General features: G+C 70.6%; 20 protein-coding genes. 11 read left to right on the top strand and 9 right to left on the bottom strand.

The annotated features are described in order from the left end of the window. Window positions 1-17 precede the first annotated feature (17 nt). The 4 genes from ACFZBT_RS24460 to mshC all read left to right on the top strand — a co-directional run bounded on the left by ACFZBT_RS24460 (window position 18) and on the right by mshC (window position 3491). Window positions 18-704: an MSMEG_4193 family putative phosphomutase gene (locus tag ACFZBT_RS24460; RefSeq protein ID WP_391106926.1), complete on the top strand. Its 687-nt coding sequence runs from the start codon at window positions 18-20 to the stop codon at window positions 702-704. A 78-nt stretch (window positions 705-782) separates the two neighbouring features. Next, on the top strand, window positions 783-1373 hold the full coding sequence (locus ACFZBT_RS24455; RefSeq protein WP_391106923.1) for a DUF3090 family protein: 591 nt from the start codon (window positions 783-785) through the stop codon (window positions 1371-1373). Further along, window positions 1337-2167, top strand: coding sequence for an SCO1664 family protein (locus ACFZBT_RS24450; RefSeq protein WP_391106920.1), 831 nt, complete (start codon window positions 1337-1339; stop codon window positions 2165-2167). The genes ACFZBT_RS24455 and ACFZBT_RS24450 overlap by 37 nt, the downstream gene beginning before the upstream one ends. 94 nt (window positions 2168-2261) lie before the next feature. Continuing rightward, window positions 2262-3491: a cysteine--1-D-myo-inosityl 2-amino-2-deoxy-alpha-D-glucopyranoside ligase gene (gene mshC / locus ACFZBT_RS24445; RefSeq protein WP_391106918.1), complete on the top strand. Its 1230-nt coding sequence runs from the start codon at window positions 2262-2264 to the stop codon at window positions 3489-3491. Between the two features lie 59 nt (window positions 3492-3550). On the opposite strand, the gene ACFZBT_RS24440 is transcribed toward mshC, so the two are convergent. From ACFZBT_RS24440 to ACFZBT_RS24415, 6 genes are all read right to left on the bottom strand, one after another. Continuing rightward, window positions 3551-4573 carry a PAC2 family protein gene (locus ACFZBT_RS24440; RefSeq protein WP_391106915.1) on the bottom strand — a complete coding sequence of 341 codons (1023 nt, stop codon included), beginning with the start codon at window positions 4571-4573 and terminating at the stop codon, window positions 3551-3553. 157 nt (window positions 4574-4730) lie between these two features. Beyond that, on the bottom strand, window positions 4731-5402 hold the full coding sequence (locus tag ACFZBT_RS24435) for an FCD domain-containing protein (protein ID WP_391106912.1): 672 nt from the start codon (window positions 5400-5402) through the stop codon (window positions 4731-4733). 121 nt (window positions 5403-5523) lie between these two features. After that, the gene (locus tag ACFZBT_RS24430) at window positions 5524-7140 is read right to left on the bottom strand and encodes an FAD-dependent oxidoreductase (RefSeq protein ID WP_391106909.1); all 1617 of its coding nucleotides are present in this window, start codon (window positions 7138-7140) and stop codon (window positions 5524-5526) included. Between the two features lie 8 nt (window positions 7141-7148). Next, on the bottom strand, window positions 7149-8687 hold the full coding sequence (gene glpK / locus ACFZBT_RS24425) for a glycerol kinase GlpK (RefSeq protein ID WP_391106906.1): 1539 nt from the start codon (window positions 8685-8687) through the stop codon (window positions 7149-7151). Window positions 8688-8763: 76 nt separating this feature from the next. Further along, window positions 8764-9561, bottom strand: coding sequence for an MIP family channel protein (locus ACFZBT_RS24420; RefSeq protein ID WP_391106903.1), 798 nt, complete (start codon window positions 9559-9561; stop codon window positions 8764-8766). 266 nt (window positions 9562-9827) lie between these two features. Further along, window positions 9828-10601: an IclR family transcriptional regulator C-terminal domain-containing protein gene (locus ACFZBT_RS24415; protein WP_391106900.1), complete on the bottom strand. Its 774-nt coding sequence runs from the start codon at window positions 10599-10601 to the stop codon at window positions 9828-9830. Between the two features lie 326 nt (window positions 10602-10927). On the opposite strand from ACFZBT_RS24415, the gene metH reads away from it, so the two are divergent. The 4 genes from metH (at window position 10928) to ACFZBT_RS24395 (ending at window position 18979) form a co-directional block, all read left to right on the top strand. After that, window positions 10928-14443, top strand: a complete 3516-nt coding sequence (metH, locus tag ACFZBT_RS24410; protein WP_391106897.1) for a methionine synthase — start codon at window positions 10928-10930, stop codon at window positions 14441-14443. Between the two features lie 117 nt (window positions 14444-14560). Beyond that, window positions 14561-15262 (top strand): HAD-IA family hydrolase, encoded by a 702-nt coding sequence (locus ACFZBT_RS24405; RefSeq protein WP_391106894.1) that lies wholly within the window; start codon window positions 14561-14563, stop codon window positions 15260-15262. Window positions 15263-15682: 420 nt separating this feature from the next. Continuing rightward, window positions 15683-17287, top strand: coding sequence for an ABC transporter substrate-binding protein (locus ACFZBT_RS24400; RefSeq protein ID WP_391106891.1), 1605 nt, complete (start codon window positions 15683-15685; stop codon window positions 17285-17287). A gap of 108 nt (window positions 17288-17395) precedes the next feature. After that, a complete protein-coding gene (locus tag ACFZBT_RS24395; RefSeq protein ID WP_391106888.1) occupies window positions 17396-18979 on the top strand; it encodes an ABC transporter substrate-binding protein in 1584 nt (527 codons plus the stop codon). A gap of 71 nt (window positions 18980-19050) precedes the next feature. Here the strand turns inward: ACFZBT_RS24395 and ACFZBT_RS24390 are convergent, their stop codons facing one another. Both ACFZBT_RS24390 and ACFZBT_RS24385 read right to left on the bottom strand, forming a co-directional pair. Continuing rightward, on the bottom strand, window positions 19051-19722 hold the full coding sequence (locus ACFZBT_RS24390; RefSeq protein WP_018570356.1) for a response regulator transcription factor: 672 nt from the start codon (window positions 19720-19722) through the stop codon (window positions 19051-19053). A 14-nt stretch (window positions 19723-19736) separates the two neighbouring features. Next, entirely contained in the window at window positions 19737-20723 is a 987-nt protein-coding gene (locus ACFZBT_RS24385) for a PD-(D/E)XK nuclease family protein (protein WP_391106884.1), read from the bottom strand. Between the two features lie 198 nt (window positions 20724-20921). On the opposite strand from ACFZBT_RS24385, the gene ACFZBT_RS24380 reads away from it, so the two are divergent. The 3 genes from ACFZBT_RS24380 (at window position 20922) to ACFZBT_RS24370 (ending at window position 24502) form a co-directional block, all read left to right on the top strand. Continuing rightward, complete coding sequence (locus ACFZBT_RS24380; RefSeq protein ID WP_391106881.1) at window positions 20922-22622, top strand: site-2 protease family protein; 1701 nt, start codon at window positions 20922-20924, stop codon at window positions 22620-22622. A 40-nt stretch (window positions 22623-22662) separates the two neighbouring features. Beyond that, window positions 22663-23565 (top strand): tRNA (adenine-N1)-methyltransferase, encoded by a 903-nt coding sequence (locus tag ACFZBT_RS24375; protein WP_391106878.1) that lies wholly within the window; start codon window positions 22663-22665, stop codon window positions 23563-23565. A gap of 358 nt (window positions 23566-23923) precedes the next feature. Next, window positions 23924-24502, top strand: coding sequence for a hypothetical protein (locus ACFZBT_RS24370; protein ID WP_391106875.1), 579 nt, complete (start codon window positions 23924-23926; stop codon window positions 24500-24502). Between the two features lie 59 nt (window positions 24503-24561). Here the strand turns inward: ACFZBT_RS24370 and ACFZBT_RS24365 are convergent, their stop codons facing one another. Then, complete coding sequence (locus ACFZBT_RS24365) at window positions 24562-24867, bottom strand: ferredoxin (RefSeq protein WP_391106872.1); 306 nt, start codon at window positions 24865-24867, stop codon at window positions 24562-24564.

Below are 24867 nucleotides of genomic sequence, written 5' to 3'. Positions count from 1 at the left end.
CGCCTACGCTGGATCGCATGCCCACGTTGATCCTCGTCAGGCACGGACGATCCACCGCCAACACCGAGGGGCTGCTCGCCGGCTGGACGCCCGGTGTCGCCCTCGACGAACGCGGTGCCGCGCAGGCCGCCGCGCTGCCCGGACGGCTCGCCGAACTGCCCCTCGCCGAGATCGTCGCCAGCCCGCTCCAGCGCTGCCAGGAGACGATCAGGCCCCTGCTGGAGGCCCGGCCGGAACTGAGCCCGCACACCGACGAGCGCATCGGCGAGTGCCATTACGGCGACTGGTCCGGGCGCAAGCTCGCCGAGCTCAAGGACGAGCCCCTGATGGAGGTGGTGCAGGCGCACCCGTCGGCGGCGGCCTTCCCCGGCGGCGAGTCGATGCGGGCCATGCAGACGCGTGCCGCCGAGGCCGTGCGCGAGTGGAACGCGCGCGTGGAGCGCGACCACGGCGCCGACGCCGTCTACCTCATGTGCTCGCACGGCGACATCATCAAGTCGCTCGTCGCCGAGGCACTCGGACTTCATCTGGACCTCTTCCAGCGGATTTCCGTTGAACCGTGTTCCATCACCGCGATCCGTTACACCCGACTGCGACCGTTTCTCGTCCGCCTCGGCGACACCGGTGACCTCACGTCCCTGGTGCCGCGCGAGGAACCGCCGGGCGACGAGGCCCAAGTCGGGGGTGGTGCGGGCGCACCGTGATCGTCGGCCGCAGTAGGGTGAAGCGGTCGCAGCAGTGCCGTGGTCACACGGCCCCCACGATTCCAATGGAGACAGGACGTGTCCCGTCAGGTGTTCCTCTACGACCATCCGGAGCGTTTCGTGGCCGGTACGGTCGGGCTGCCCGGGCGTCGTTCGTTCTTCCTCCAGGCCACCGCCGGCTCCCGGGTGACCAGCGTGGCCCTGGAGAAGACCCAGGTCGCGGCGCTCGCCGAGCGCATGGACGAACTGCTCGACGAGGTCGTACGCCGTAGCGGTGGCAGCGCCTCCGTCCCCGCCGTCGCACCGACGGAGATCAACGACAGCGCTCCGCTGGAGACCCCCGTCGAGGAGGAGTTCCGGGTCGGCACCATGGCGCTCGCCTGGGACGGCGACGAGCAGCTCATGATCGTCGAGGCGCAGGCGCTCGTCGAGCTCGACGCCGACTCCGAGGAGGACCTCGCCGAGGCCGAGGAGCGGCTGCTCCAGGACGAGGAGAACGGGCCGCCGATGCTGAGGGTGCGGCTCACCGGCGCGCAGGCGAGGGCCTTCGCCAAGCGCGCCCTCGACGTCGTCAACGCCGGGCGGCCGCCGTGCCCGCTGTGCAGCCTCCCGCTCGACCCGGAAGGACACGTATGTCCGCGCCAGAACGGATACCGCCGCGGAGCGTGACACCTCCCGAGGACCCCGCCGAGCTGCTCGCCCGGGGCGAACTCACCGTACGCGGACGCATCCGTGACGCCTCCAACGCCGCCCTGTACTGCACGGTGTCGTACGACGGCCAGGAGGCGGCCTGCGTCTACAAGCCGGTCGCCGGGGAGCGGCCCCTGTGGGACTTCCCCGACGGGACGCTCGCCCAGCGCGAGGTCGCCGCGTACGAGGTCTCCGAGGCCACCGGCTGGGGCCTCGTCCCGCCCACCGTGCTGCGCGACGGCCCCTACGGCGAGGGCATGTGCCAGCTGTGGATCGAGGCGGCGCCGGACGCCGAGCTGCTCGCGCTGGTCGACGGGGAGGAACCCGAACCGGGCTGGAAGGCGATCGGGTTCGCCGAGGTCGGGGAGGGACGGACCGCGCTGCTCGTGCACGCCGACGACGAGCGGCTGCGGCGGCTCGCGGTGCTGGACGCCGTGATCAACAACGCCGACCGCAAGGGCGGGCACCTGCTGCCCACCGGCGAGGGGCGGTTGTACGGGATCGACCACGGGGTGACCTTCAACGCGGAGAACAAGCTGCGGACCCTGCTGTGGGGCTGGGCGGGGGAGCCCTTCACGCCGGAGGCCGCCGACGTCCTCGAAGGGCTCAGGAAGGGGCTGGCCGAGGGCGGCGCCCTCACCGCCCGGCTCGAACCGCTGATCACCGCCGCCGAGATCGACGCCGTACGCGCGCGTGTCGGTGCGCTGCTCGCCTCGGGGAAGCATCCCGAGCCGAGCGGCGAGTGGCCGGCGATTCCCTGGCCGCCCGTGTAGGAGCACAGAGGCCGAGATCGCGCAAGAACGCCTTCTCGGCCGTCCGGACCGCTCCCATTCGTATCTGGAACTTCAGTCCGGTTACGCTCATGACATGCATGCCTGGCCCGCTTCCGAGGTCCCCGCCCTGCCTGGTCAGGGCCGCGACCTGAGGATCCACGACACCGCGACCGGCGGCCTCGTCACCCTCGACCCCGGTCCCGTCGCCCGTATCTACGTCTGCGGCATCACCCCGTACGACGCCACCCACCTGGGACACGCGGCGACGTACAACGCGTTCGACCTCGTGCAGCGCGTGTGGCTCGACACCAAGCGGCAGGTTCACTACGTCCAGAACGTCACCGACGTCGACGACCCGCTCCTGGAGCGGGCGCAGCGCGACGGCATCGACTGGGCCGCCCTCGCCGAGAAGGAGACGGTCCTCTTCCGCGAGGACATGACGGCCCTGCGGATGCTGCCGCCGCGGCAGTACATAGGCGCCGTCGAGGCGATACCGGGCATCGTCCCGCTCGTCGAGCGGCTGCGGGACGCGGGCGCCGCGTACGAACTCGAAGGGGACGTCTACTTCTCCGTCGAGTCCGACCCGCACTTCGGCAAGGTCTCCAACCTCGACGCCGAGGCGATGCGGCTGCTGTCCGCCGAGCGCGGCGGCGACCCCGACCGGCCGGGCAAGAAGAACCCCCTCGACCCGATGCTCTGGATGGCGGCCCGCGAGGGCGAGCCCAGCTGGGACGGCGGATCGCTCGGGCGCGGACGCCCCGGCTGGCACATCGAGTGCGTGGCCATCGCCCTCGACCACCTCGGCATGGGCTTCGACATCCAGGGCGGCGGCTCCGACCTCGCCTTCCCGCACCACGAGATGGGCGCCTCGCACGCCCAGACCCTCACCGGCGAGTTCCCCATGGCCAAGGCGTATGTGCACGCCGGCATGGTCGCCCTCGACGGCGAGAAGATGTCCAAGTCCAAGGGCAACCTGGTCTTCGTCTCCAAGCTCCGGCACGACGGCGTCGACCCGGCCGCCATCCGGCTCGCGCTGCTCGCCCACCACTACCGCGCCGACTGGGAGTGGACCGACCAGGTCCTCCAGGACGCCGTCGCCCGGCTCGGCCGCTGGCGTGCCGCCGTGTCCCGGCCCGACGGCCCGCCCGCGGAGGCGCTCGTGGAGGAGATCCGCGAGGCCCTCGCGAACGATCTGGACGCCCCGGCCGCGCTCGCCGCGGTCGACCGCTGGGCCGCCCTCCAGGAGGAGAGCGGCGGTACGGACATCGGCGCGCCCGGTGTCGTCTCCCGAGCGGTGGACGCGCTGCTGGGTGTAGCGCTGTAACCCGCAGATCGAGAAGAAGGGGCGCTTCCCGGCCGGGAAGCGCCCCTTCGTGCTGTGCCTCAGTCCTCCGACGACTCCTCGTCGTCCGTGCCCGGCTTGGGCTGGGCCGAGGACTCCCCGTCGTCCGTGCCCGCCCTGGGCGGCTTCGGCGGTCGGGTGCGCCCGCTGGGGCTGTCGCGCAGGTACGACGTGCTGTCGCTGCCGTCGGCCGTCGCGTGTCCGCCGGCGGCGGTCGGTCCGCCGCCGTCCCGGCGTCTCAGATAGCGCTCGAACTCGCGCGCGATGGCCTCGCCCGAGGCCTCCGGCAGCTCGGCGGTGTCCCGGGCCTCCTCCAGCGACTGGACGTATTCGGCGACCTCGCTGTCCTCGGCGGCCAGCTGGTCCACGCCCACCTGCCAGGCGCGCGCGTCCTCGGGCAGCTCGCCCAGCGGGATGCGCACGTCGATCAGGTCCTCCAGGCGGTTCAGGAGAGCCAGTGTGGCCTTCGGGTTGGGCGGCTGCGACACGTAGTGCGGTACCGCCGCCCACAGCGAGACGGCGGGTACGCCCGCGTGTGTGCAGGCCTCCTGGAGGACGCCCACGATGCCCGTGGGGCCCTCGTACTTGGTCTCCTCCAGGTCCATCCGGCGGGCCAGGTCCGCGTCGGACGTCGTCCCGCTGATCGGGACCGGCCGGGTGTGCGGGGTGTCGCCGAGCAGGGCGCCCAGGACGACCACCAGCTCCACGCCCAGTTCGTGCGCGAAGCCCAGCAGTTCGTTGCAGAACGAGCGCCACCGCATGGACGGTTCGATGCCCCGGACGAGGACGAGATCGCGCGGCTTGTCCCCGCCGACCCGGACCACCGACAGCCGTGTCGTCGGCCAGGTGATCTTGCGGACGCCCGCTTCCATGAACACCGTGGGGCGGTTCACCTGGAAGTCGTAGTAGTCCTCGGCGTCCAGCGCCGCGAACACCTCGCCCTTCCACTCCCTGTCCAGATGCGCGACCGCGGTGGAGGCGGCGTCGCCGGCATCGTTCCAGCCCTCGAACGCGGCCACCATGACCGGGTCGACCAGCTCGGGAACCCCCTCGAGCTCGATCACCCAGTGCCTCCTTCCGACGTACCCTCGCGAACGTCCCAACCTTACGGCGTGCCAAGGGGGCGCCCGCAGCCCCCTCTGAGAGGGAGTGACCCCATCACTGCCCCGCGATCCGCCCCTGAACACCCCGGATTCATCCGAGCTGTCCGTGAGGCCACGGTCACAGCGTGGAGCGCAGCCACTGCTCCACGCTCGCGATGTGCACGGTCGCCCACGAGCGCGCCGCCTCGGCGTCCCGGTCGCGCAGGGCGGCGAGGATCGCCCGGTGCTCGCGCAGGGTGCGTGCGACGGCGTCCTCCTGGGTCAGGCCGCGCCAGATCCGCGCCCGGGTGGTGGGGCCGGACAGGCCGTCGAGCAGCGAGCACAGCACGGAGTTGCCCGAGCTGTGCACGATGCCCCGGTGGAACTCCAGGTCGCAGGCGACGAGATCCTCCACGGACGGGGTGTCGCCGAGCCTGTCCAGCTGGGCGGTGAGCGCGTCCAGCTGCTGTTCGCTGATCCGCAGCGCCGCCATGGCCGTCGCGGCCGGCTCCAGGATGCGGCGTACGGCGAGGAACTCCAGGACCGTGTCGTCGCGGTGGAAGTCCACGACGAAGCTCATCGCCTCCAGCAGGAGTTGCGGGTCGAGGCTCGTCACATAGGTGCCGTCGCCCTGCCGGACGTCCAGGATGCGGATGAGGGACAGCGCGCGCACGGCCTCCCGCAGGGAGTTGCGGGACAGGCCGAGGTCGGCGGCGAGTTCGCTCTCCTTGGGCAGCCGGTCGCCCGGGCGCAGCGCGCCGGAGACGATCATTCCCTTGATCTTCTCGATCGCCTCGTCGGTGACTGCCATGGCCGGCCTCCTGTCGCTTAAGACCTCCGACGTATCACGTCATTATGCGGCCACGGACACGAGGAAGGGGCGGCTCCGTCGGCGGGGAGCCGCCCCTTCGTGCACGGGGCCCGTATCGCGCCTACTTCTTGTCGAGCAGGTCCTGGACCTTGGCGCGGACGTCGTCCGTGGCCAGGCCGCGGATCGTCAGCGTCGTCCGGCGGCGCAGCACGTCGTCCTGCGTCTCGGCCCACTCGTGGTCCCGGGCCCAGGCGACCTGCGCCCAGATCTCCGGGGCGTCCGGGTGCACGCGCTCGGCGAGCTCCGGGTTGTCGTTGGCCATGCGGGCGATGTCGAACGCCAGCGAGCCGTAGTGGGTGGCCAGGTGCTTGGCGGTGTCGGCTCCCATGCGGGGGCCGGGCGCCGGGCGGTCGGTGAGCAGCCGGTGGGCGACCGCGCGCGGGTTGGCGATGCCGGGCAGCGGCAGCTTCTTCGGCAGCGAGCTGATCGGCTCGAAGTCGTCGCCCAGGGGGTGGCCCGGCAGCGACTCCAGCTTCTGCATGATCGTCCGGCCGATGTGCCGGAAGGTGGTCCACTTGCCGCCGGCGACGGACAGCATGCCGCCCCTGCCCTCGGTCACGACCGTCTCGCGCTTGGCCTTGGAGGTGTCGCCGGGGCCGCCCGGCAGCACCCGCAGGCCGGCGAAGGAGTAGGTGATGAGGTCGCGGCTCAGCTGCTGGTCGCGGACAGAGAAGGCGGCCTCGTCGAGGATCTGGGATATGTCCTTCTCGGTGACCGAGACATCCGCCGGGTCACCCTCGAACTCCTCGTCGGTGGTGCCGAGCAGCAGCATGTCCTCCCAGGGGAGGGCGAACGTGATGCGGTACTTGTCGATCGGGGTGGCGAGCGCGGCCTTCCAGGGGGAGGTGCGCTTCAGGACCAGGTGCGCGCCCTTCGAAAGGCGGATGGACGGCGCCGCGTTCGCGTCCTCCATCTTCCGCAGGTGGTCGACCCACGGGCCGGTCGCGTTGAGCACCAGCCGGGCGCTGACGCCGAACTCGTCGCCGGACAGCCGGTCCTTCAGCTCGGCGCCCGTGACCCGGCCCTGGGTGAAGCGCAGGCCCGTCACCTCGGCGTGGTTGAGGACGACCGCGCCCGCCTCCACGGCGCCGCGGACCGTCATCAGCGCCATGCGCGCGTCGTTCATCTGGTCGTCGCCGTAGACGGCCACGGCCTTGAGGTTCTCGGTGCGCAGCTCGGGCACGTCCTGCGCCGCCTTGGCGGGGGACAGGAGGTGCCCGACGCCGTCACCGAACGCGGAGAGCGCGGAGTAGGCGAAGACGCCCGCCCCGAGCTTCGCCGCGCCGTGCGGTCCGCCCTTGTACACCGGGAGGTAGAAGGTGAGCGGGTTCGCCAGGTGAGGGGCCACCTGGCGGGAGACCGCACGGCGCTCGAAGTGGTTCTCCGCCACCAGCTTCACCGCGCCGGTCTGCAGGTAGCGCAGACCGCCGTGGAGCAGCTTGGAGGAGGCGGAGGACGTGGCACCGGCGAAGTCGCCGGCGTCGACCAGAGCCACCCTGAGGCCGGACTGCGCGGCGTGCCAGGCGGTGGAGATGCCCAGGATGCCGCCGCCGATCACGAGAAGGTCGTACGACGCCTTGGCGAGCTGCTCCCTGGTCTCGGCTCGGCTCGGGTTCGAGCCGGAGGCCGGGTGCGTCCCCAGGGCAGGCACGGACTGCAGGGTGGACTGAGTGGTCATGCTGTTTCTTACTCCTCGTCCTCGAGCCAGCCCATGGTCCGCTCGACGGCCTTGAGCCAGCTCTTGTACTCACGGTCGCGGTGCTCCGCGTCCATGCGGGGGGTCCACTCGGCGGCCCGGCGCCAGTTGGCGCGCAGGTCGTCGGTGCTGTTCCAGAAGCCGACGGCGAGGCCGGCGGCGTAGGCGGCGCCGAGGCAGGTGGTCTCGGCGACCATCGGGCGCACCACGGGGGCGTCCGCGAAGTCCGAGAGCGTCTGCATCAGCAGGTTGTTGGAGGTCATGCCGCCGTCGACCTTGATCGCCGCGAGCTCGACGCCGGAGTCCTTCGTCATGGCGTCGGTGATCTCACGGGTCTGCCAGGCCGTGGCCTCCAGGACGGCGCGCGCGAGGTGCGCCTTGGTGACGTACCGGGTGAGGCCGGCGATCACACCGCGGGCGTCGGAGCGCCAGTACGGGGCGAACAGGCCGGAGAAGGCCGGCACGAAGTAGGCGCCGCCGTTGTCCTCGACCGAGAGCGCGAGCGTCTCGATCTCGGCGGCGGTGGAGATCAGGCCCATCTGGTCGCGCATCCACTGCACCAGCGAACCGGTGACGGCGATCGAGCCCTCCAGGGCGTAGACCGCCTTCTCGTCGCCGATCCGGTAGCCGACCGTGGTCAGCAGCCCGTTGTACGAGTTGACCGGCTTCTCACCGGTGTTCATCAGCAGGAAGGTGCCGGTGCCGTACGTCGACTTGGCCTCGCCCTCGGCGAAACAGGTCTGGCCGAACAGGGCCGCCTGCTGGTCGCCGAGCGCGGAGGCGACCGGGATGCCGCCGAGCAGGTCACCGAGCTTGCCGCCGGTGATCGCGCCGTAGACCTCGGCGGAGGAGCGGATCTCGGGCAGCATGGCCAGCGGGACGCCGATGGACTCGGCGATCTTCTCGTCCCACTGCATGGTGTGCAGGTTCATCAGCATGGTGCGGGACGCGTTGGTCACGTCGGTGACGTGCTTGCCGCCGTTGACACCGCCGGTCAGGTTCCAGATGACCCAGCTGTCCATGGTGCCGAAGAGGATGTCGCCCGCCTCGGCGCGCTCGCGCAGGCCCTCGACGTTGTCGAGGAGCCAGCGGGCCTTGGGGCCGGCGAAGTACGAGGCCAGCGGAAGGCCGGTCTCGCGGCGGAAGCGGTCCTGGCCGACGTTGCGGCCGAGCTCCTTGCAGAGGGCGTCGGTGCGGGTGTCCTGCCAGACGATGGCGTTGTGGACGGGCTCACCGGTGTTCTTGTCCCAGAGCAGAGTGGTCTCGCGCTGGTTGGTGATGCCGATGGCCTTGATGTCGTCGCGGGTGATGCCGGCCTTCGCGACGGCCCCGGCGACGACCTCCTGGACGTTGGTCCAGATCTCGGTCGCGTTGTGCTCGACCCAGCCCGGCTTCGGGAAGATCTGCTCGTGCTCCTTCTGGTCGACGGAGACGATCCGGCCGTCGCGGTCGAAGACGATGCAGCGGGAGGAGGTCGTGCCCTGGTCGATGGCGGCGATGAAGGGGCCGGCGGTGTGCGCGTCGGTCACTGTGTGCTCCTGGAAGTTCCGTGTTTATGGGGCTTTACGTACGGCGCTTGCTGAGAGTTTCGCGAGGAGGAGAGCTCTAGGCGAATGCGACGTTGTAGATGCCTGCGGCGATGGCCCCGCCGATGAGCGGACCGGCCACCGGGATCCAGGCGTAGCCCCAGTCGGAGCCGCCCTTGTTGGGCAGCGGCAGCAGGGCGTGCACGATACGCGGACCGAGGTCACGGGCCGGGTTGATCGCGTACCCCGTCGGGCCGCCCAGGGACAGGCCGATGGAGACCACCACGAGCGCGGTGATCAGGGCACCCAGGGTGCCCAGTCCGTTGCCCTTGTCGTTCAGGCCCTGGGTGAGCACGGCGAGCACCAGCACGATCGTGCCGATGATCTCCGTGGCCAGGTTCTGCCAGGCGACCCGGACCTCGGGCCCGGTGGAGAAGACGCCCAGCACGGGGCCGGCGCCCTTCTCCCGCGCCTCGACGGCCTTGGCCGTGGCGGTGTCCTGCGCACCCGGACCGCCGACGATCTCGCGGTCGGTGAGGTGGGCGTGGAACTGACCGTAGTAGGCGATCCAGACCAGGCCCGCGCCGATCATGGCGCCGAGCACCTGTCCGGCCCAGTAGACCGGGACGTTCTTCCAGTCGCCGTCCTTGATGGCGATGGCCAGCGTCACGGCCGGGTTCAGATGGGCGCCGGAGAGCGGCGCCGTGGTGTAGACCGCCGTGAGCACCGCGAAGCCCCACCCGAAGGTGATGGCGAGCCAGCCGGCGTTGCGGGCCTTGGAAGCCTTCAGTGTGACGGCGGCGCAGACGCCGCCGCCGAGGAGGATGAGTATGGCGGTACCGATGGTCTCGCCGATGAAGATGTCGGAGCTGGACACCCGCGACTCCTTTGTCCTTCGTCCAGGGGTGAAGTTCGATACCGGCCTGGCGTTGTCCCACTCTAGCGCGTATTGCCGGTAGCTGTTCGACAATGTCGACCGATGGACGGGAGTCTTGCTTCGGGGTTACGAGCACGTCAAGGGCTCTGTTGTCGAAAATACGATCGTTACTGATCGCTGCCCGTTCCGCGGATCTCCGACGCCCGTGATCGCGGACATGCCGAGGACCGGAACGCCTTACGACGCCCCGGTCCCGCTGTGTCCCGTCAGAACCGCCCGGCGCCCAGGTCCCGCGACACCGCCCGGGCACAGTCCCGGACGGCCGCGATCAGCTCCGGCCGCACCACGCCCTCCTCGTCGGGCCGGCACAGCCGCTCCACGGCGCCGGTGATGCCGACCGCGCCGACGGGCATGCGCCGCCGGTCGTGGATGGGCGCGGCCAGGGAGGCGACGCCCTCCCAGGTCTCCTCGACGTCCGCCGCGTAGCCCCGCGCGCGCGTGAGGTCGAGGAGATGCTCGAAGTCCTCCGGCTCGCACACGGTCCGGTCGGTGAAGGCCTTGCGGTCGTTCTCCAGGGCCTCGCTGTGCGCCACCGGGTCGTAGGCGGACAGCACCTTGCCCAGGGCCGTGGAGTGCAGCGGCTGCATGGCCCCGATCTCCAGGACCTGCCGGCTGTCGTCGGGCCGGAAGACGTGGTGAACGATCAGCACGCCCTGCTGGTGCAGGACGCCCAGGTAGACGCTCTCGCCGCTGGAGCGGGCCAGGTCGTCGGCCCACACCAGGGCACGCGCCCGCAGCTCGTGCACATCGAGGTAGGTGGTGCCCAGGCGCAGCAGCTCCGCGCCCAGCTGATAGCGCCCGGAGGTGTCGTCCTGCTCCACGAACCCCTCCTGCTGGAGGGTCCGCAGTATGCCGTGGGCGGTGCCTTTGGCCAGGCCCAGCGACGAGGCGATGTCCGACAGGCCGAGCCGTCGCTCGCCGCCCCCGAGCAGCCGCAGCATCGCGGCCGCCCGCTCGAGCGACTGGATGTTCCGTGCCATCGCCGTACTGCCTCCGTCCCCTTCGACCGCCGACAAGCGGCACCACAGCCCTTGTTCGGCAATGTCGAACACTACCGGTCGTTGCCGACCTCTCGCTAATGGCCGGACGCCATTTGTTGCGTCACGGGCGATCACAGGCGGCTCGGGCTCAGGTTCATGGGACGGGCGACGGCCGCCCCGGCGCCATCGGCGTCCGGCCCGTGGACGCGCTGCCCATCCATCCCGACTCCCGGTTACGCTGGCGCGGTGCGCCCTTCCCCGGATGCCCTCCGGATGTCCGGGAAGCCGCAAAGCCGACAGCCGTCGCATCCGAGGGAGCCCTTTACATGGCCTCGTTGCCGCTGACCCCTTCCGCAGACAGCCGGACCCGTGTGTCCGCGCTCCGAGAGGCCCTGGCCACCCGAGTGGTGGTGGCCGACGGAGCCATGGGCACCATGCTCCAGGCGCAGGACCCGACCCTTGAGGACTTCGAGAATCTCGAGGGCTGCAACGAGATCCTGAACCTGACGCGGCCGGACATCGTCCGTTCGGTCCATGACGCGTACTTCGCGGTGGGTGTGGACTGCGTCGAGACCAATACCTTCGGCGCCAACCACACGGCCGCGGCGGAGTACGAGATCTCCGACCGTGTGCACGAGCTGTCCGAGGCGGGTGCCCGGATCGCCCGCGAGGTGGCCGACGAGTACGCGGCCCGGGACGGCCGGCCGCGCTGGGTGCTCGGCTCCGTCGGCCCCGGCACCAAGCTGCCCACGCTCGGTCACGTCGCCTACGCCACCATCCGCGACGGCTACCAGGCCAACGCCGAGGGCATGCTCGCCGGCGGCGCGGACGCGCTGCTGGTGGAGACCACGCAGGACCTGCTCCAGACGAAGGCGTCCATCCTGGGCGCCCGCCGGGCCATGGAGGCCACCGGCGTCGATGTGCCCCTGCTGTGTTCGATGGCCTTCGAGACGACCGGCACCATGCTGCTCGGCTCCGAGATCGGCGCGGCGCTGACCGCGCTGGAGCCCCTGGGTATCGACATGATCGGGCTGAACTGCTCGACCGGTCCGGCCGAGATGAGCGAGCATCTGCGCTATCTGACGCGCCACTCGCGCATTCCGCTGTTGTGCATGCCGAACGCGGGTCTGCCGATCCTGACCAAGGACGGCGCGCACTTCCCGCTCGACGCCGAGGGCCTGGCCGACGCCCAGCAGAACTTCGTCCAGGACTACGGGCTGTCCCTGGTGGGTGGCTGCTGCGGCACCACCCCCGAGCACCTGCGCCAGCTGGTGGAGCGCGTCCGCGACATCACCCCGGGCGAGCGCAGCCCGCAGCCCGAGCCGGGCGCCGCCTCCCTCTACCAGAGTGTGCCGTTCCGGCAGGACACCTCCTACCTGGCCATCGGCGAGCGCACCAACGCCAACGGGTCGAAGAAGTTCCGCGAGGCCATGCTGGACGCCCGCTGGGACGACTGCGTGGAGATCGCCCGGGAGCAGATCCGCGAGGGCGCGCACATGCTCGACCTGTGCGTCGACTACGTCGGCCGGGACGGCGCCGCCGACATGGAGGAACTGGCCGGCCGCTTCGCCACCGCCTCCACCCTGCCGATCGTGCTGGACTCCACCGAGATCGACGTCATCCAGGCCGGCCTGGAGAAGCTCGGCGGCCGCGCGGTGATCAACTCGGTGAACTACGAGGACGGCGACGGCCCCGAGTCCCGCTTCGCGAAGGTCACGGCCCTTGCCAAGGAGCACGGGGCCGCCCTCATCGCGCTGACCATCGACGAGGAGGGCCAGGCCCGCACCGCGGAGAAGAAGGTCGAGATCGCCGAACGGCTCATCGACGACCTGACCGGGAACTGGGGCATCCACGAGGAGGACATCCTCGTCGACTGCCTGACCTTCACCATCTGCACCGGCCAGGAGGAGTCCCGCAAGGACGGTATCGCCACCATCGAGGGCATCCGCGAGCTGAAGCGGCGCCACCCGAAGGTGCAGACCACCCTGGGCCTGTCCAACATCTCCTTCGGTCTCAACCCGGCCGCCCGGATCCTGCTCAACTCCGTCTTCCTCGACGAGTGCGTCAAGGCCGGCCTGGACTCGGCGATCGTGCACGCCTCGAAGATTCTGCCGATCGCCCGCTTCAGCGAGGAAGAGGTCGCCACGGCCCTGGACCTCATCCACGACCGCCGCGCCGAGGGCTACGACCCCCTCCAGAAGCTCATGCAGCTCTTCGAGGGCGCCACCGCCAAGTCCCTCAAGGCCGGCAAGGCCGAGGAGCTGGCGGCCCTGCCGCTGGACGAGCGCCTCAAGCGGCGCATCATCGACGGCGAGCGCAACGGCCTGGAAGCGGACCTGGACGACGCTCTCCAGGAGCGCTCCGCGCTCGACATCGTCAACGCGACCCTGCTGGACGGCATGAAGGTCGTCGGTGAGCTGTTCGGCTCCGGGCAGATGCAGCTGCCTTTCGTCCTGCAGTCGGCCGAGGTGATGAAGACGGCCGTCGCCCACCTCGAACCGCACATGGAGAAGAGCGACGAGGCAGGCAAGGGCACCATCGTCCTGGCCACCGTGCGCGGCGACGTGCACGACATCGGCAAGAACCTCGTCGACATCATCCTGTCCAACAACGGCTACAACGTCGTCAACCTCGGCATCAAGCAGCCGGTCTCCGCGATCCTGGACGCCGCCGAGGAGCACAAGGCCGACGTCATCGGCATGTCCGGCCTCCTGGTCAAATCCACCGTGATCATGAAGGAGAACCTGGAGGAGCTGAACACGCGCGGCATGGCGGCCGACTACCCCGTCATCCTCGGCGGCGCCGCCCTCACCCGCGCCTACGTCGAGCAGGACCTGCACGAGATCTACCAGGGCGAGGTCCGCTACGCCCGCGACGCCTTCGAGGGCCTGCGCCTGATGGACGCCCTGATCGGCGTCAAACGAGGCGTACCCGGGGCGAAGCTGCCCGAACTCAAGCAACGCCGCGTCCGGGCCGGCGCCGCGGCCGTGGTCGAGGAGCGCCCGGAGGAGGGGCACGTCCGCTCCGACGTCGCCACCGACAACCCCGTCCCCGAGCCGCCCTTCCGGGGCACCCGCGTGATCAAGGGCATCCAGCTCAAGGAGTACGCGAGCTGGCTCGACGAGGGCGCCCTGTTCAAGGGCCAGTGGGGCCTGAAGCAGAACCGCGCCGGCGACGGCCCCTCGTACGAGGAACTCGTCGAGACCGAGGGCCGGCCCCGGCTGCGCGGCCTGCTGGACCGGCTCCAGACGGAGAACCTGCTGGAGGCGGCCGTGGTGTACGGCTACTTCCCGTGCGTCTCCAAGGACGACGACCTGATCCTCCTGGACGACCGGGGCAACGAGCGCACCCGCTTCACCTTCCCCCGCCAGCGCCGGGGCCGCCGCCTGTGCCTGGCCGACTTCTTCCGCCCGGAGGAGTCCGGCGAGACCGACGTCGTGGGCCTTCAGATCGTCACCGTCGGCTCGCGCATCGGCGAGGAGACCGCCCGGATGTTCGAGGCCAACGCCTACCGCGACTACCTCGAACTGCACGGGCTGTCCGTGCAGCTGGCCGAGGCCCTGGCCGAGTACTGGCACGCGCGCGTGCGTTCCGAACTCGGCTACGCCGGCGAGGACCCGGACGAGATGCAGGGCATGTTCGAGCTGAAGTACCGGGGCGCCCGCTTCTCCCTCGGCTACGGCGCCTGCCCCAACCTGGAGGACCGCGCCAAGATCGCCGAACTGCTCCAGCCGGAGCGCATCGGCGTCCACCTGTCCGAGGAGTTCCAGCTGCACCCCGAGCAGTCCACGGACGCCATCGTGATCCACCACCCGGAGGCGAAGTACTTCAACGCCCGATGAGCCGGGTCACACCGGTTCAACGAGCGTTTCCACCACGCACGACGTAGACTGGTCGGTCCACCGCAGGCCGGCTCCCTCGTGGGAGCCGGCCTGATCGTCCCTCAAGGAGGTACGTGGATGACCAGTACGGTCCCCGCACTCGGCGCCCGCACGGCCGACGGATCGGCCCTGCAGGCCGTGCTCCTCGACATGGACGGCACCCTGGTGGACACCGAGGGCTTCTGGTGGGACGTCGAGTGCGAGGTCTTCGCCTCCCTCGGCCACACCCTCGACGAGACCTGGCGCCATGTCGTGGTCGGCGGCCCCATGACCCGCAGCGCGGGCTTCCTGATCGAGGCCACCGGCGCCGACATCACCCTCGACGAGCTCACCGTCCTGCTCAACGACGGCTTCGAGGACCGCATCGACCGCGCCCTGCCGCTGATGCCGGGCGCCGGCCGGCTGCTGGCCGAGTTGTACGAGTACGAGATCCCGACGGCCCTGGTCTCCGCCTCGCACCGGCGCATCATCGACCGGGTGCTGACCTCGCTGGGCGCGCACCACTTCCGGCTGACGGTGGCCGGGGACGAGGTGCCGCGCACCAAGCCCCACCCCGACCCGTACCTGGCTGCCGCCGCCGGACTCGGCGCGGAACCGGCCCGGTGCGCCGTCATCGAGGACACCGCGACCGGGGTCGCCGCTGCCGAGGCCGCGGGCTGCCACGTCGTGGCGGTGCCCTCCGTCGCCCCCATCACCCCGGCCCTCCGCCGGACGGTCGTCACCTCCCTCGAAGAGGTCGACCTGACATTTCTGCACGGGCTGATGACGGAAATGCGCTAGCTGTTCACCCAGCGTGCAGTGCGGTTAAGGCGGTAATTCCACAGCTGAATTCGACCACCTCCCGGATGATCTCCGGGCGTTCTCCGGTCCGTCGAATTACCGTACTCCGGAACCCATTTGCAGTGTGACGTTCCCCACGCAGCCGGGGGTCGACAGCGGCTCCCGCGTGTGCTTTGAGGGGCTGCTGACGTGCCCTTGTGTCCTGATTGATGAACCGCTGTACCAAAGCTTCCGCCATCGGGTTTTCGGTGTGTCCACGCCCGGTTCCGCAGCGTGATGAGGGCTCAACTCCGGTCGCTGCGAACCTTCCTGTCGGCCCCGACTAACCTCGTCGCGAGAACATCGCCCCACCCCCGTGATCCGCTGCGCCACCCCTGCATGCCGGGTACACGGAGTAGACAGCTCTGGAGAAACTCGAGCATGAACCGCAAGACTTTGGTGCTGCCGGCCGTCATCGGCCTGCTCGCGCCGGTGCTCGCCGCCTGTGGCGGGTCCGACAGCGGGAGCGACGACGGCGGCGCGATCGTCGTCGGCACCACGGACCGGTTCACCGCCTCGAAGGACGCCCCCGCGCCCCTGGACCCCGCGTACGCCTACGACGTCGGCACCTGGAACATCCTGCGTCAGACCGTGCAGACCCTGATGATCCAGCCGCGCGGCGAGGGCGAGCCGGTACCGGAGGCCGCCGAGAGGTGCGGCTTCACCGACACCGGCAACGAGCGCTACGCCTGCACCCTGCGCGACGGCCTGAAGTTCGCGAACGGCGACCCCGTCACCGCGTCCGACGTGAAGTACTCCATCGACCGCGCCCGCTCCCTCAAGGCCGACAGCGGCGTGTTCGCGCTGCTGTCCACCATCGACACCGTCGAGACGCAGGGCGAACACGACGTCGTCTTCCACCTGAAGACCGCCGACGCCACCTTCCCGTACAAGCTGTCGACCCCGGTCGCCGGCATCGTCGACCCCGACGACTACCCGAAGAACAAGCTGCGCGACGGCTTCGACCTCGAAGGCTCCGGCCCGTACACCCTCAAGGCCGACGTCGAGAACAACGAACTGGTCAGGGCCGAGTTCACCCGGAACCCCGACTACCAGGGGAACCTGAAGGTGAACAACGACAAGATCGACATGGTGTCCTTCAAGGACGCCGACGCCATGGGCGAGGCGCTCGACAAGGGCGACATCGACCTGATGACCCGCGCCATGTCGCCGGACCAGATCCGCAAGCTCTCGGGCGACGCGGACACCGGCATCGACCTCGTCGAGATGCCCGGCCTGGAAATCCGCTACCTGGGCTTCAACACCGATGCCCCGACCGTCGAGTCCAAGGCCGTGCGCCAGGCGATGGCCCAGGTCGTCAACCGCAGCGCGCTGGTCTCCAAGGTCTACGGCTCCCAGGCCGAGCCGCTGTACTCGCTGGTCCCGGCCAGCGTCACGGGCCACTCCAACTCGTTCTTCAACAAGTACGGCGACGCGAACGTCACCAAGGCCCGCTCCCTGCTGAACCAGGCGAACATCACCACGCCGGTGAAGCTGACGCTGCACTACACGACCGACCACTACGGTCCGGCCACCAAGAAGGAGTTCGAGGTCCTGCGCGACCAGCTGAACTCCAGCGGCCTGTTCGACGTAGCTATCAAGGGAACGCCGTGGGACACCTTCCGCCCGGCCGAGAAGAAGGGTGAGTACGACGTCTACGGCATGGGCTGGTTCCCGGACTTCCCGGACGCCGACAACTTCCTCGCGCCGTTCCTCGACCGGGACAACACCCTTGGCTCGCCCTATGACAACAGGCAGATCCGCAACACCCTCATCCCGGAGTCCCGCCGCGAGGCGGACCGGTTGTCCGCCTCCACCAGCCTGACGGACATTCAGGACATCGTCGCCTCCGACGTGCCGGTGCTGCCGCTGTGGCAGGGCAAGCAGTACGTCGCCGCGCGCGACGACATCACGGGTACCGCCTACGCGCTCAACTCCGCGTCGACGCTCCAGCTGTGGGAGCTCGGGCGGGGCGTGAGCGGCTGACGTACCCGCTGGAACCCCGGGGCCTGTGACCGCGGCCGCCGGGGAGCCGTGCCCCGGAGCCAGGGACATGCTCCGGGTGTTCTCGAGAACCGACGACAAGGCACACACGTGAACATACGCAACCAGTGGCCGGTCCTGCCGATCGTGGCGGGGCTCGCCTCCGGCCTGCTGACCGGCTGCGGCACGGAGAGCGGGGACTCCGGCGGGGAAGGCTCCAACGTGGTGGTGGGGATGTCCGACGACGTCCTGGCCACCGACCCGGCCTCCGGCTACGACCCCGGCTCCTGGCTGTTGTTCAACAACGTCTTCCAGTCGCTGCTCAGCTTCCCCAAGGGCGCCACGGAACCGCAGCCCGAGGCCGCCGAGAGCTGCGCCTTCACCGACACGCAGAGCTCGGTCTACCGGTGCACGCTGAAGGACGGCCTCAAGTTCAGCAACGGTGACGCCCTCACCTCGGAGGACGTCAAGTTCTCCTTCGAGCGGATGCTGAAGATCAACGACCCCGACGGGCCCGCGATCATGTTCCCCACGCTGGACGAGGTGGAGACCCCGGACGAGACGACGGTCGTCTTCCACCTCAACACGTCCGACGCCACCTTCCCCAGCAAGATCGCCTCCGGCGCCGGCTCCATCGTCAACCACGACGAGTACGACGCGGGCAAGCTGCGCAAGGACGGCGAGGCCGTCGGCTCCGGCCCCTACAAGCTCGACTCGTTCGACGAGGGCCAGGCCGTCTTCTCCGTCAACGAGAACTACAAGGGCACCGCCAAGGTGAGCAACACCGGCGTGACGCTCAAGTTCTTCGACGGCGACCAGGCGGCTCTCAAGCAGGCTATCCAGAAGGAGGAAGTCGACATCGCCTACCGCGGACTCACCGCGGGCGACATCGCCGACATGGAGAAGGCCGACGACGGCACCGGCACCGAGGTCGTCGAGGGCAGCAGCGCCGAGGTCCAGCACCTGGTGTTCAACATGGACGACCCGGTCGCCGGAAAGCTCGGCGTACGCAAGGCCATCGCCCACCTGCTCGACCGCGAAGCCCTCATCAGGGACGTCTACCAGGGCACGGCGAGCCCGCTGTACTCGATCATCCCGGCCGGTGTCGCGGGCCACAACACGGCCTTCTTCGACACCTACGGCGCCCGTCCCTCCCGGTCCAAGGCGGCCGACGCGCTGCGTGCCGACGGCATCACCGGCAAGGTGAAGCTGACCCTCTGGTCGACCCCGTCCCGCTACGGCCCCGCCACCGACCAGGAGCTGACGGCCATCGCCGGGCAGCTCAACGCCAGCGGCCTGTTCGACGCGGATGTCAAGTCGGTCTCCTTCGCCCAGTACGAGAAGGACATCGCGGCCGGCAAGTACGGCGTCTACGTGAAGGGCTGGGTGCCCGACTACCCGGACGCCGACAACTTCACGGCCCCCTTCTTCGGCAAGGGCAACGTGCTGGGCAACAACTACGAGAACGACGCCATCACGGGCAGCCTCATCCCGAGCACCGCGGCCCTGACCAACCGCGCCGCCACCGACAAGGAGTTCGGGGAGCTGCAGGACATCGTCGCCGACGAACTCCCCGTCCTGCCGGTGTGGCAGGCCAAGCAGTACGCGGTCGCGCGCGAAGGCGTCTACGGACTGGAGTACTGCCTCGACGCGTCCACCGTGTTCCGCTTCTGGGAGCTGAGCAAGGACGCGTGACCGACGCACCCATGTGAAGGGCGCCCCCGGCCTCGGCCGGGGGCGCCCTTCACATGTCCGCCGGCCCGGGGTTACTGCGCGCCGGGGCGCACCAGCCCGCTCTCGTACGCGTACACCGCGGCCTGCACCCGGTCGCGCAGACCCAGCTTGGTCAGCACGTGCCCGACGTGCGTCTTGACCGTGGTCTCGCTGACGAACAGGTCGGCGGCGATCTCGGCGTTGGACAGTCCGCGCGCCACCAGCTTCAGCACCTCGACCTCGCGGTCGGTGAGCGTGTGCAGCGTGTCCGGCACCGGCTCGTCACCGGAGGGCAGATGCGTGGCGTACTTGTCGAGCAGCCGGCGTGTGATGCTCGGCGCGAGCATCGCCTCGCCCGCGGCCACGACCCGGATCGCCTGCACCAGCTCGTTGGCCGGGGCGTCCTTGAGCAGGAAGCCGCTGGCGCCGGCGCGCAGCGCCTCCACCACGTACTCGTCGAGGTCGAAGGTGGTCAGCACCAGCACCTTCGCCGGGCCGTCCCGCTCGGGGCCCGTGATCTGCCGGGTCGCCTCCACACCGTCCATCCGCGGCATGCGGATGTCCATCAGGACCACGTCGGGCTGCAGGGCCCGCACCTGGTCGAGCGCCTGGAGGCCGTCTCCGGCCTCGCCGACGACCGCGATGTCCTGCTCGGCCTCCAGAATCATCCGGAAGCCCGTGCGGAGCAGCGGCTGGTCGTCGACCAGTAGGACACGGATGGCCACGTAAGTCTCCTTCGCTAGTCCGGCCCCATTCTGCCCTGCGCGGGCCCGCCGGACTCCGCCGCCCTCACCGGCAACGGGTACGGCGGGGGAGTACCGCCGAACTCCGGGCAGTGGGCCTGGTGGTCGCACCAGCCGCACAGCTTCGTGGGGCGTGGCCGCCAGTCGCCCGTCTCCGTCGCCAGCCGGATCGCCTCCCACAGCGCCAGCAGCTTGCGCTCGACCCGCTCCAGGTCGGCGAGGACCGGGTCGTACGTCAGCACCTGACCGCTGCCCAGATACACCAGCTGGAGCCGCCGCGGCACCACGTTCTTCAGTCGCCAGACCACGAGGGCGTAGAACTTCATCTGGAACAGGGCGCCCTCGGAGTACTCGGGCCTCGGGGCCTTCCCCGTCTTGTAGTCGACGATCCGGACCTCGCCCGTCGGGGCGACATCGACCCGGTCGATGATCCCGCGCAGCCGCAGCCCGGAGTCCAGCTCGGTCTCGACGAACAGCTCCCGCTCGGCCGGCTCCAGCCGGCTGGGGTCCTCCAGGGAGAACCAGCGCTCGACGAGCTGCTCCGCCTCGCCCAGCCAGCGCGCCAGCCGCTCGCCCCGCGGATCGTCCGCGAACAGCTCCACGACCTCCGGCCGCGACTCGCGCAGCCGGTCCCACTGGCCCGGGATCAGCGACTTCGCACGGGGCGCCGTGCGCTCGGCCGCCGGGGCGTCGAAGAGCCGCTCCAGCACCGCGTGCACCAGCGTGCCCCGGGTCGCCGCCTCGCTGGGCTTCTCCGGCAGCCGGTCGATGACCCGGAAGCGGTAGAGCAGCGGGCACTGCATGAAGTCGCTCGCACGCGAGGGGGACAGTGCCGAGGGCGGTATGGCGGTGGGCGCGTCCCCGGTCGCCGTCTCCACCGTCGTCTCGATGACCGCCTCCACGGACCCGGCCGGGACCGGCGGATCCACCGCCGCGGCAGGGCTGCTGTCGGGCTGCGCGGCGCCCTCGGTGCTCGTCTCCATGCCCCAGACCATACGGGCCGCCACTGACAGTGACCCAGCCGCGGTCGGGCCGCGTACGGGGCGGGGAGCGGGGAAGGGGCGGGACGGACGGGAAACACAGGGGTGCCGGGGCGGAAGGCACCTCGGCGGACGCATACCATCGACTCGGGACCCTCCCGGCCGGCAGGCGCGGGAGACGCTTCGAATGAGGGGACACCGGTGGACGAGAGCGGCGGGCGCGGGCAGCCGCGGTCCGGCAACGACGAGTCGGCCGAGGGCCACGCGGGGGCTCCGGCCCCGGCCACCGACCCGACCGCCGCCGACGAACAGCCCACGGACGGACGGCGTTTCCCCTCCGAGCAGCACGACGACGCCCCGGAGGCAGGACCCACGGCGACACCGCCGGCAGGACCGGACGGGCCCGAGGACGACGCCGGCGCGGACCAGGGCTCCCGCGCGTCCGAGGGGGATGGTCCGTCGTCGCGGCGGCTTGGCCCGGCGGGCGGGGGCAACTCCGCAGCGGGCCGGGACTCCGGCGCAACCGAAGGGGACCGTCCCTCGTTGCGGAAGCCCGGCCCGGCAGCTGACTCCGCGACCGACCGGAACGCTGGTGCGTCCCCCTCCCAGGACCGCGGCGCCCAGGACCCCGGGCAGCAGCCCTCCACCCCCGACCCGGACGGCCGCACCGAGCCCGCCGCGCCCGGCACCGGCGAGCGTCCCCTCGCGCACTCCGCCGACGGCAAGGGGCCCGCCCCCCAGCGGCCCCCCGAGCCCCGGGGCGGCCTGCTCATGGGACGGCCCTTCGGGGTGCCCGTGTACGTCGCGCCCAGCTGGTTCCTCGTCGCCGCGCTGATCACCTGGGTGTTCGGCGGGCAGCTGGAGCGCGTCCTGCCCGAGCTCGGCGCCGCCCGCTACCTGGTCTCCCTGTTCTTCGCGGTCGCCTTCTACGCCTCCGTGCTCGTCCACGAACTGGCCCACACCGTCGCCGCCCTCCGCTTCAAGCTCCCGGTCCGCCGCATCCAGCTCCAGTTCTTCGGCGGCGTCTCCGAGATCGAGAAGGAGGCCGAGACCCCCGGCCGGGAGTTCTGGCTCGCCTTCGTCGGGCCCCTGCTCTCCCTCGCCCTCGCCGGCGTCTTCTACGCCGCCATGCAGACCGTGGACCCGGGCACCGTCCCGGGCGTCCTGCTGGCCGGCCTGATGATCTCCAACCTCATCGTGGCCGCGTTCAACCTCCTGCCCGGCCTGCCCCTCGACGGCGGCCGGATGCTGCGCGCCGTCGTCTGGAAGATCACCGGCAAGCCGATGGCCGGCACCGTCGCCGCCGCCTGGATCGGCCGCGCGCTCGCCGTCTCGGTCCTCATCGGCCTGCCGCTGCTCACCCAGTCCGGCGCCCTCGGCTCCGACGCCGTCGACAACGTCGGCATGGACACCGTCCTGGACGCCCTGCTCGCCGCCATCCTCGCCGCGATCATCTGGACCGGTGCCGGCAACAGCCTGCGCATGGCCCGGCTGCGCGAGCACCTCCCCGAGCTGCGCGCCCGCGCGCTCACCCGCCGGGCCGTGCCCGTCGAGACCCACACCCCGCTCTCGGAGGCCCTGCGCCGCGCCAACAGCGCCGGAGCACGCGCCCTGGTCGTCGTCGACGCCGACGGCAAGCCCCTCTCGCTGGTCCGCGAGGCCGCGATCGTCGGCGTACCCGAACACCGCCGCCCCTGGGTCGCGGTCAGCGGCCTCGCCCAGGACCTCACCGACGGCATGCGCGTCTCGGCGGAACTGTCGGGGGAGGAACTGCTCGACGCCCTCAGGGCGACGCCCGCCACCGAATACCTCGTCGTCGAGGAGACCGGCGAGATCTACGGCGTCCTGTCGGCGGCCGACGTGGAGCGGGCCTTCGTGAAGGCCATGGCGAGGCCCAGCTGAGGTGGTCGGCGCCCCCTCCGGGGACCGGTAGGCTGGTCACATGTCCGAACCGACCGGTGCCGCCCGCAGGCGCGGGCCCTTCAAGGTCGGGGACCAGGTTCAGCTGACCGACCCCAAGGGCCGCCACTACACGTTCACGCTCGAGGCCGGGAAGAACTTCCACACCCACAAGGGTTCCTTCCCCCACGACGAACTGATCGGCGCACCCGAGGGCAGCGTTGTCCGCACCACCGGTAACGTCGCCTATCTCGCGCTGCGCCCCCTGCTCCCCGACTACGTCCTGTCCATGCCCCGCGGGGCAGCCGTCGTCTACCCGAAGGACGCGGGGCAGATCCTCGCCTTCGCCGACATCTTCCCCGGCGCACGCGTCGTCGAGGCCGGCGTGGGCTCCGGCTCGCTCAGCAGCTTCCTGCTGCGCGTCATCGGCGACCAGGGCATGCTGCACAGCTACGAGCGCCGCGCCGACTTCGCCGAGATCGCCCAGGCGAACGTGGAGCGCTACTTCGGCGGCCCGCACCCCGCCTGGCAGCTCACCGTCGGTGACCTCCAGGACAACCTGTCCGACGCCGACGTGGACCGCGTCATCCTCGACATGCTCGCCCCCTGGGAGTGCCTGGAGGCCGTCTCCAAGGCGCTCGTCCCCGGCGGCATCCTGTGCTGCTACGTGGCGACCACCACCCAGCTCGCCCGGACCGTCGAGTCCATCCGTGAGATCGGCTGCTTCAACGAGCCGAGCGCCTGGGAGTCGATGATCCGCAACTGGCACATCGAGGGCCTGGCCGTGCGCCCGGACCACCGGATGATCGGCCACACCGGCTTCCTGCTCACCGCCCGCCGCCTCGCCGACGGCGTCGAGCCGCCCATGCGCCGCCGCCGCCCCGCCAAGGGCGCCTACGGCGAGGACTACGCCGGACCCAACGCCGACGGCGGCTCCGGCCGCTGAGGCGGCCCCGCTGCCGCATCCAACGCACAGGCGCCGTGGCGGAGTTCCCGGATCCACTTCGGGAACTCCGCCACGGCGCCCTTTTGTTGTCCCTGACGGCCGCAGCGGGTGAACCACGGCGCTTATCGGTTGACCTGACAGAACACATCCAGGGTCCGCCCCACCGCCGCGATGCGGGGAGGCGGCGGCCCGTGCGCGAGCGGGCCCGCTGACACAGCGGCAGGAACCGCAACTCTTCTGACTTCCCCGGCACAGGACGTGCACACCCCGCCGTTCCCACGTGGTGTGACGTGTGGCACCATCTTGGCCATCCCCCCCTTGGCCAACCCACCGGCACAGCCCTCAGGAGACACTCCTAGTGCAGCCTTCCGCCGTCCCGGAGCTCGCCCACACCCACGCCCGCCCCATCCACTGGCTCGCCACCGCCACGGCCGTCGCGGGCGTCATGGCCCTCTCCTCGTTCCTGCAGCCGGGTGCGGCGACGGCGGCCCAGGCGGCCGCCCCCGAGACGCGCAGCGCCCCGGCGGCCCTCGCCCCACCCGACCCGGCAGCGGTGACGTTCCCGATCGAGTGCGGCCCGGTGAAGGCCGTGGTGAAGAAGCGGGCTTCCGGAGACCTCGACGGCGACGGCTCGCCCGAGACGGTGGCCGTGGTCCACTGCGACTCCCCGATGGGCACCCCGCCGGACGGTGTCTACGTCCTCACCCGGGACCCCGACGGCGGCAAGCCGCGCGTGGTGGCGACCCTGCTCGACCCCAAGGACGGCAACACCGTCAGCGACTTCGCCGTACGTCAGGGCGCCGTCACGGCCACGCTCTTCGGCTACTCGTCGGCCGACGTGCCGCGTTGCTGCCCCGACGTGAAGAGCGACGTGAAATGGCGTTGGCAGAACGGCGCGTTCGTCCGCTCCACACCGTCCGGCGCCCGCAGCGTGTGAGGCGTGCGCGCCGGTGCGTGTGAGATATCAGACAGGAGTGACGGAGTGTACGGAAGGAGTCACTCCGCGTCCGGTCCGTAGACCTCGGCCCTGTCCGAAACTCGACGTACGTGGATGCACTCGCCCGGACACTCCTTCGCGGAGTCGACCACGTCCGTGAGAAGCGGCAGCGGTACGGGCGTTGCGGCGCCCTTGTCCTGGAGCAGCTCGTCGTCGGCGCTCTTCACATAGGCCAGACCGTCGATGTCCAGCTCGAACACCTCCGGCGCGTACTGGGCGCAGATGCCGTCGCCGGTACACAGGTCCTGGTCGATCCAGACCTCCAGAGCCTCGCCGTCGACCCCGGCTTCCTGCTGCACGCTCAT

This window comes from Streptomyces sp. NPDC008137, assembly GCF_042957035.1.
GTDB lineage: Bacteria > Actinomycetota > Actinomycetes > Streptomycetales > Streptomycetaceae > Streptomyces.
The sequence above is the reverse complement of the archived record's forward strand: the minus strand, read 5'-3'. Positions and strand labels throughout refer to the sequence as shown.

Excerpts from the sequence above, each read along its gene's own strand:
- ACFZBT_RS24460 (WP_391106926.1), top strand. The coding sequence starts at position 18 with ATGCCCACGTTGATCCTCGTCAGGCACGGACGATCCACCGCCAACACC.
- ACFZBT_RS24450 (WP_391106920.1), top strand. The coding sequence starts at position 1,337 with ATGTCCGCGCCAGAACGGATACCGCCGCGGAGCGTGACACCTCCCGAG.
- mshC (WP_391106918.1), top strand. The coding sequence starts at position 2,262 with ATGCATGCCTGGCCCGCTTCCGAGGTCCCCGCCCTGCCTGGTCAGGGC.
- ACFZBT_RS24435 (WP_391106912.1), bottom strand. The coding sequence starts at position 5,402 with ATGGCAGTCACCGACGAGGCGATCGAGAAGATCAAGGGAATGATCGTC.
- ACFZBT_RS24430 (WP_391106909.1), bottom strand. The coding sequence starts at position 7,140 with ATGACCACTCAGTCCACCCTGCAGTCCGTGCCTGCCCTGGGGACGCAC.
- ACFZBT_RS24415 (WP_391106900.1), bottom strand. The coding sequence starts at position 10,601 with ATGGCACGGAACATCCAGTCGCTCGAGCGGGCGGCCGCGATGCTGCGG.
- metH (WP_391106897.1), top strand. The coding sequence starts at position 10,928 with ATGGCCTCGTTGCCGCTGACCCCTTCCGCAGACAGCCGGACCCGTGTG.
- ACFZBT_RS24405 (WP_391106894.1), top strand. The coding sequence starts at position 14,561 with ATGACCAGTACGGTCCCCGCACTCGGCGCCCGCACGGCCGACGGATCG.
- ACFZBT_RS24400 (WP_391106891.1), top strand. The coding sequence starts at position 15,683 with ATGAACCGCAAGACTTTGGTGCTGCCGGCCGTCATCGGCCTGCTCGCG.
- ACFZBT_RS24385 (WP_391106884.1), bottom strand. The coding sequence starts at position 20,723 with ATGGAGACGAGCACCGAGGGCGCCGCGCAGCCCGACAGCAGCCCTGCC.
- ACFZBT_RS24375 (WP_391106878.1), top strand. The coding sequence starts at position 22,663 with ATGTCCGAACCGACCGGTGCCGCCCGCAGGCGCGGGCCCTTCAAGGTC.
- ACFZBT_RS24365 (WP_391106872.1), bottom strand. The coding sequence starts at position 24,867 with ATGAGCGTGCAGCAGGAAGCCGGGGTCGACGGCGAGGCTCTGGAGGTC.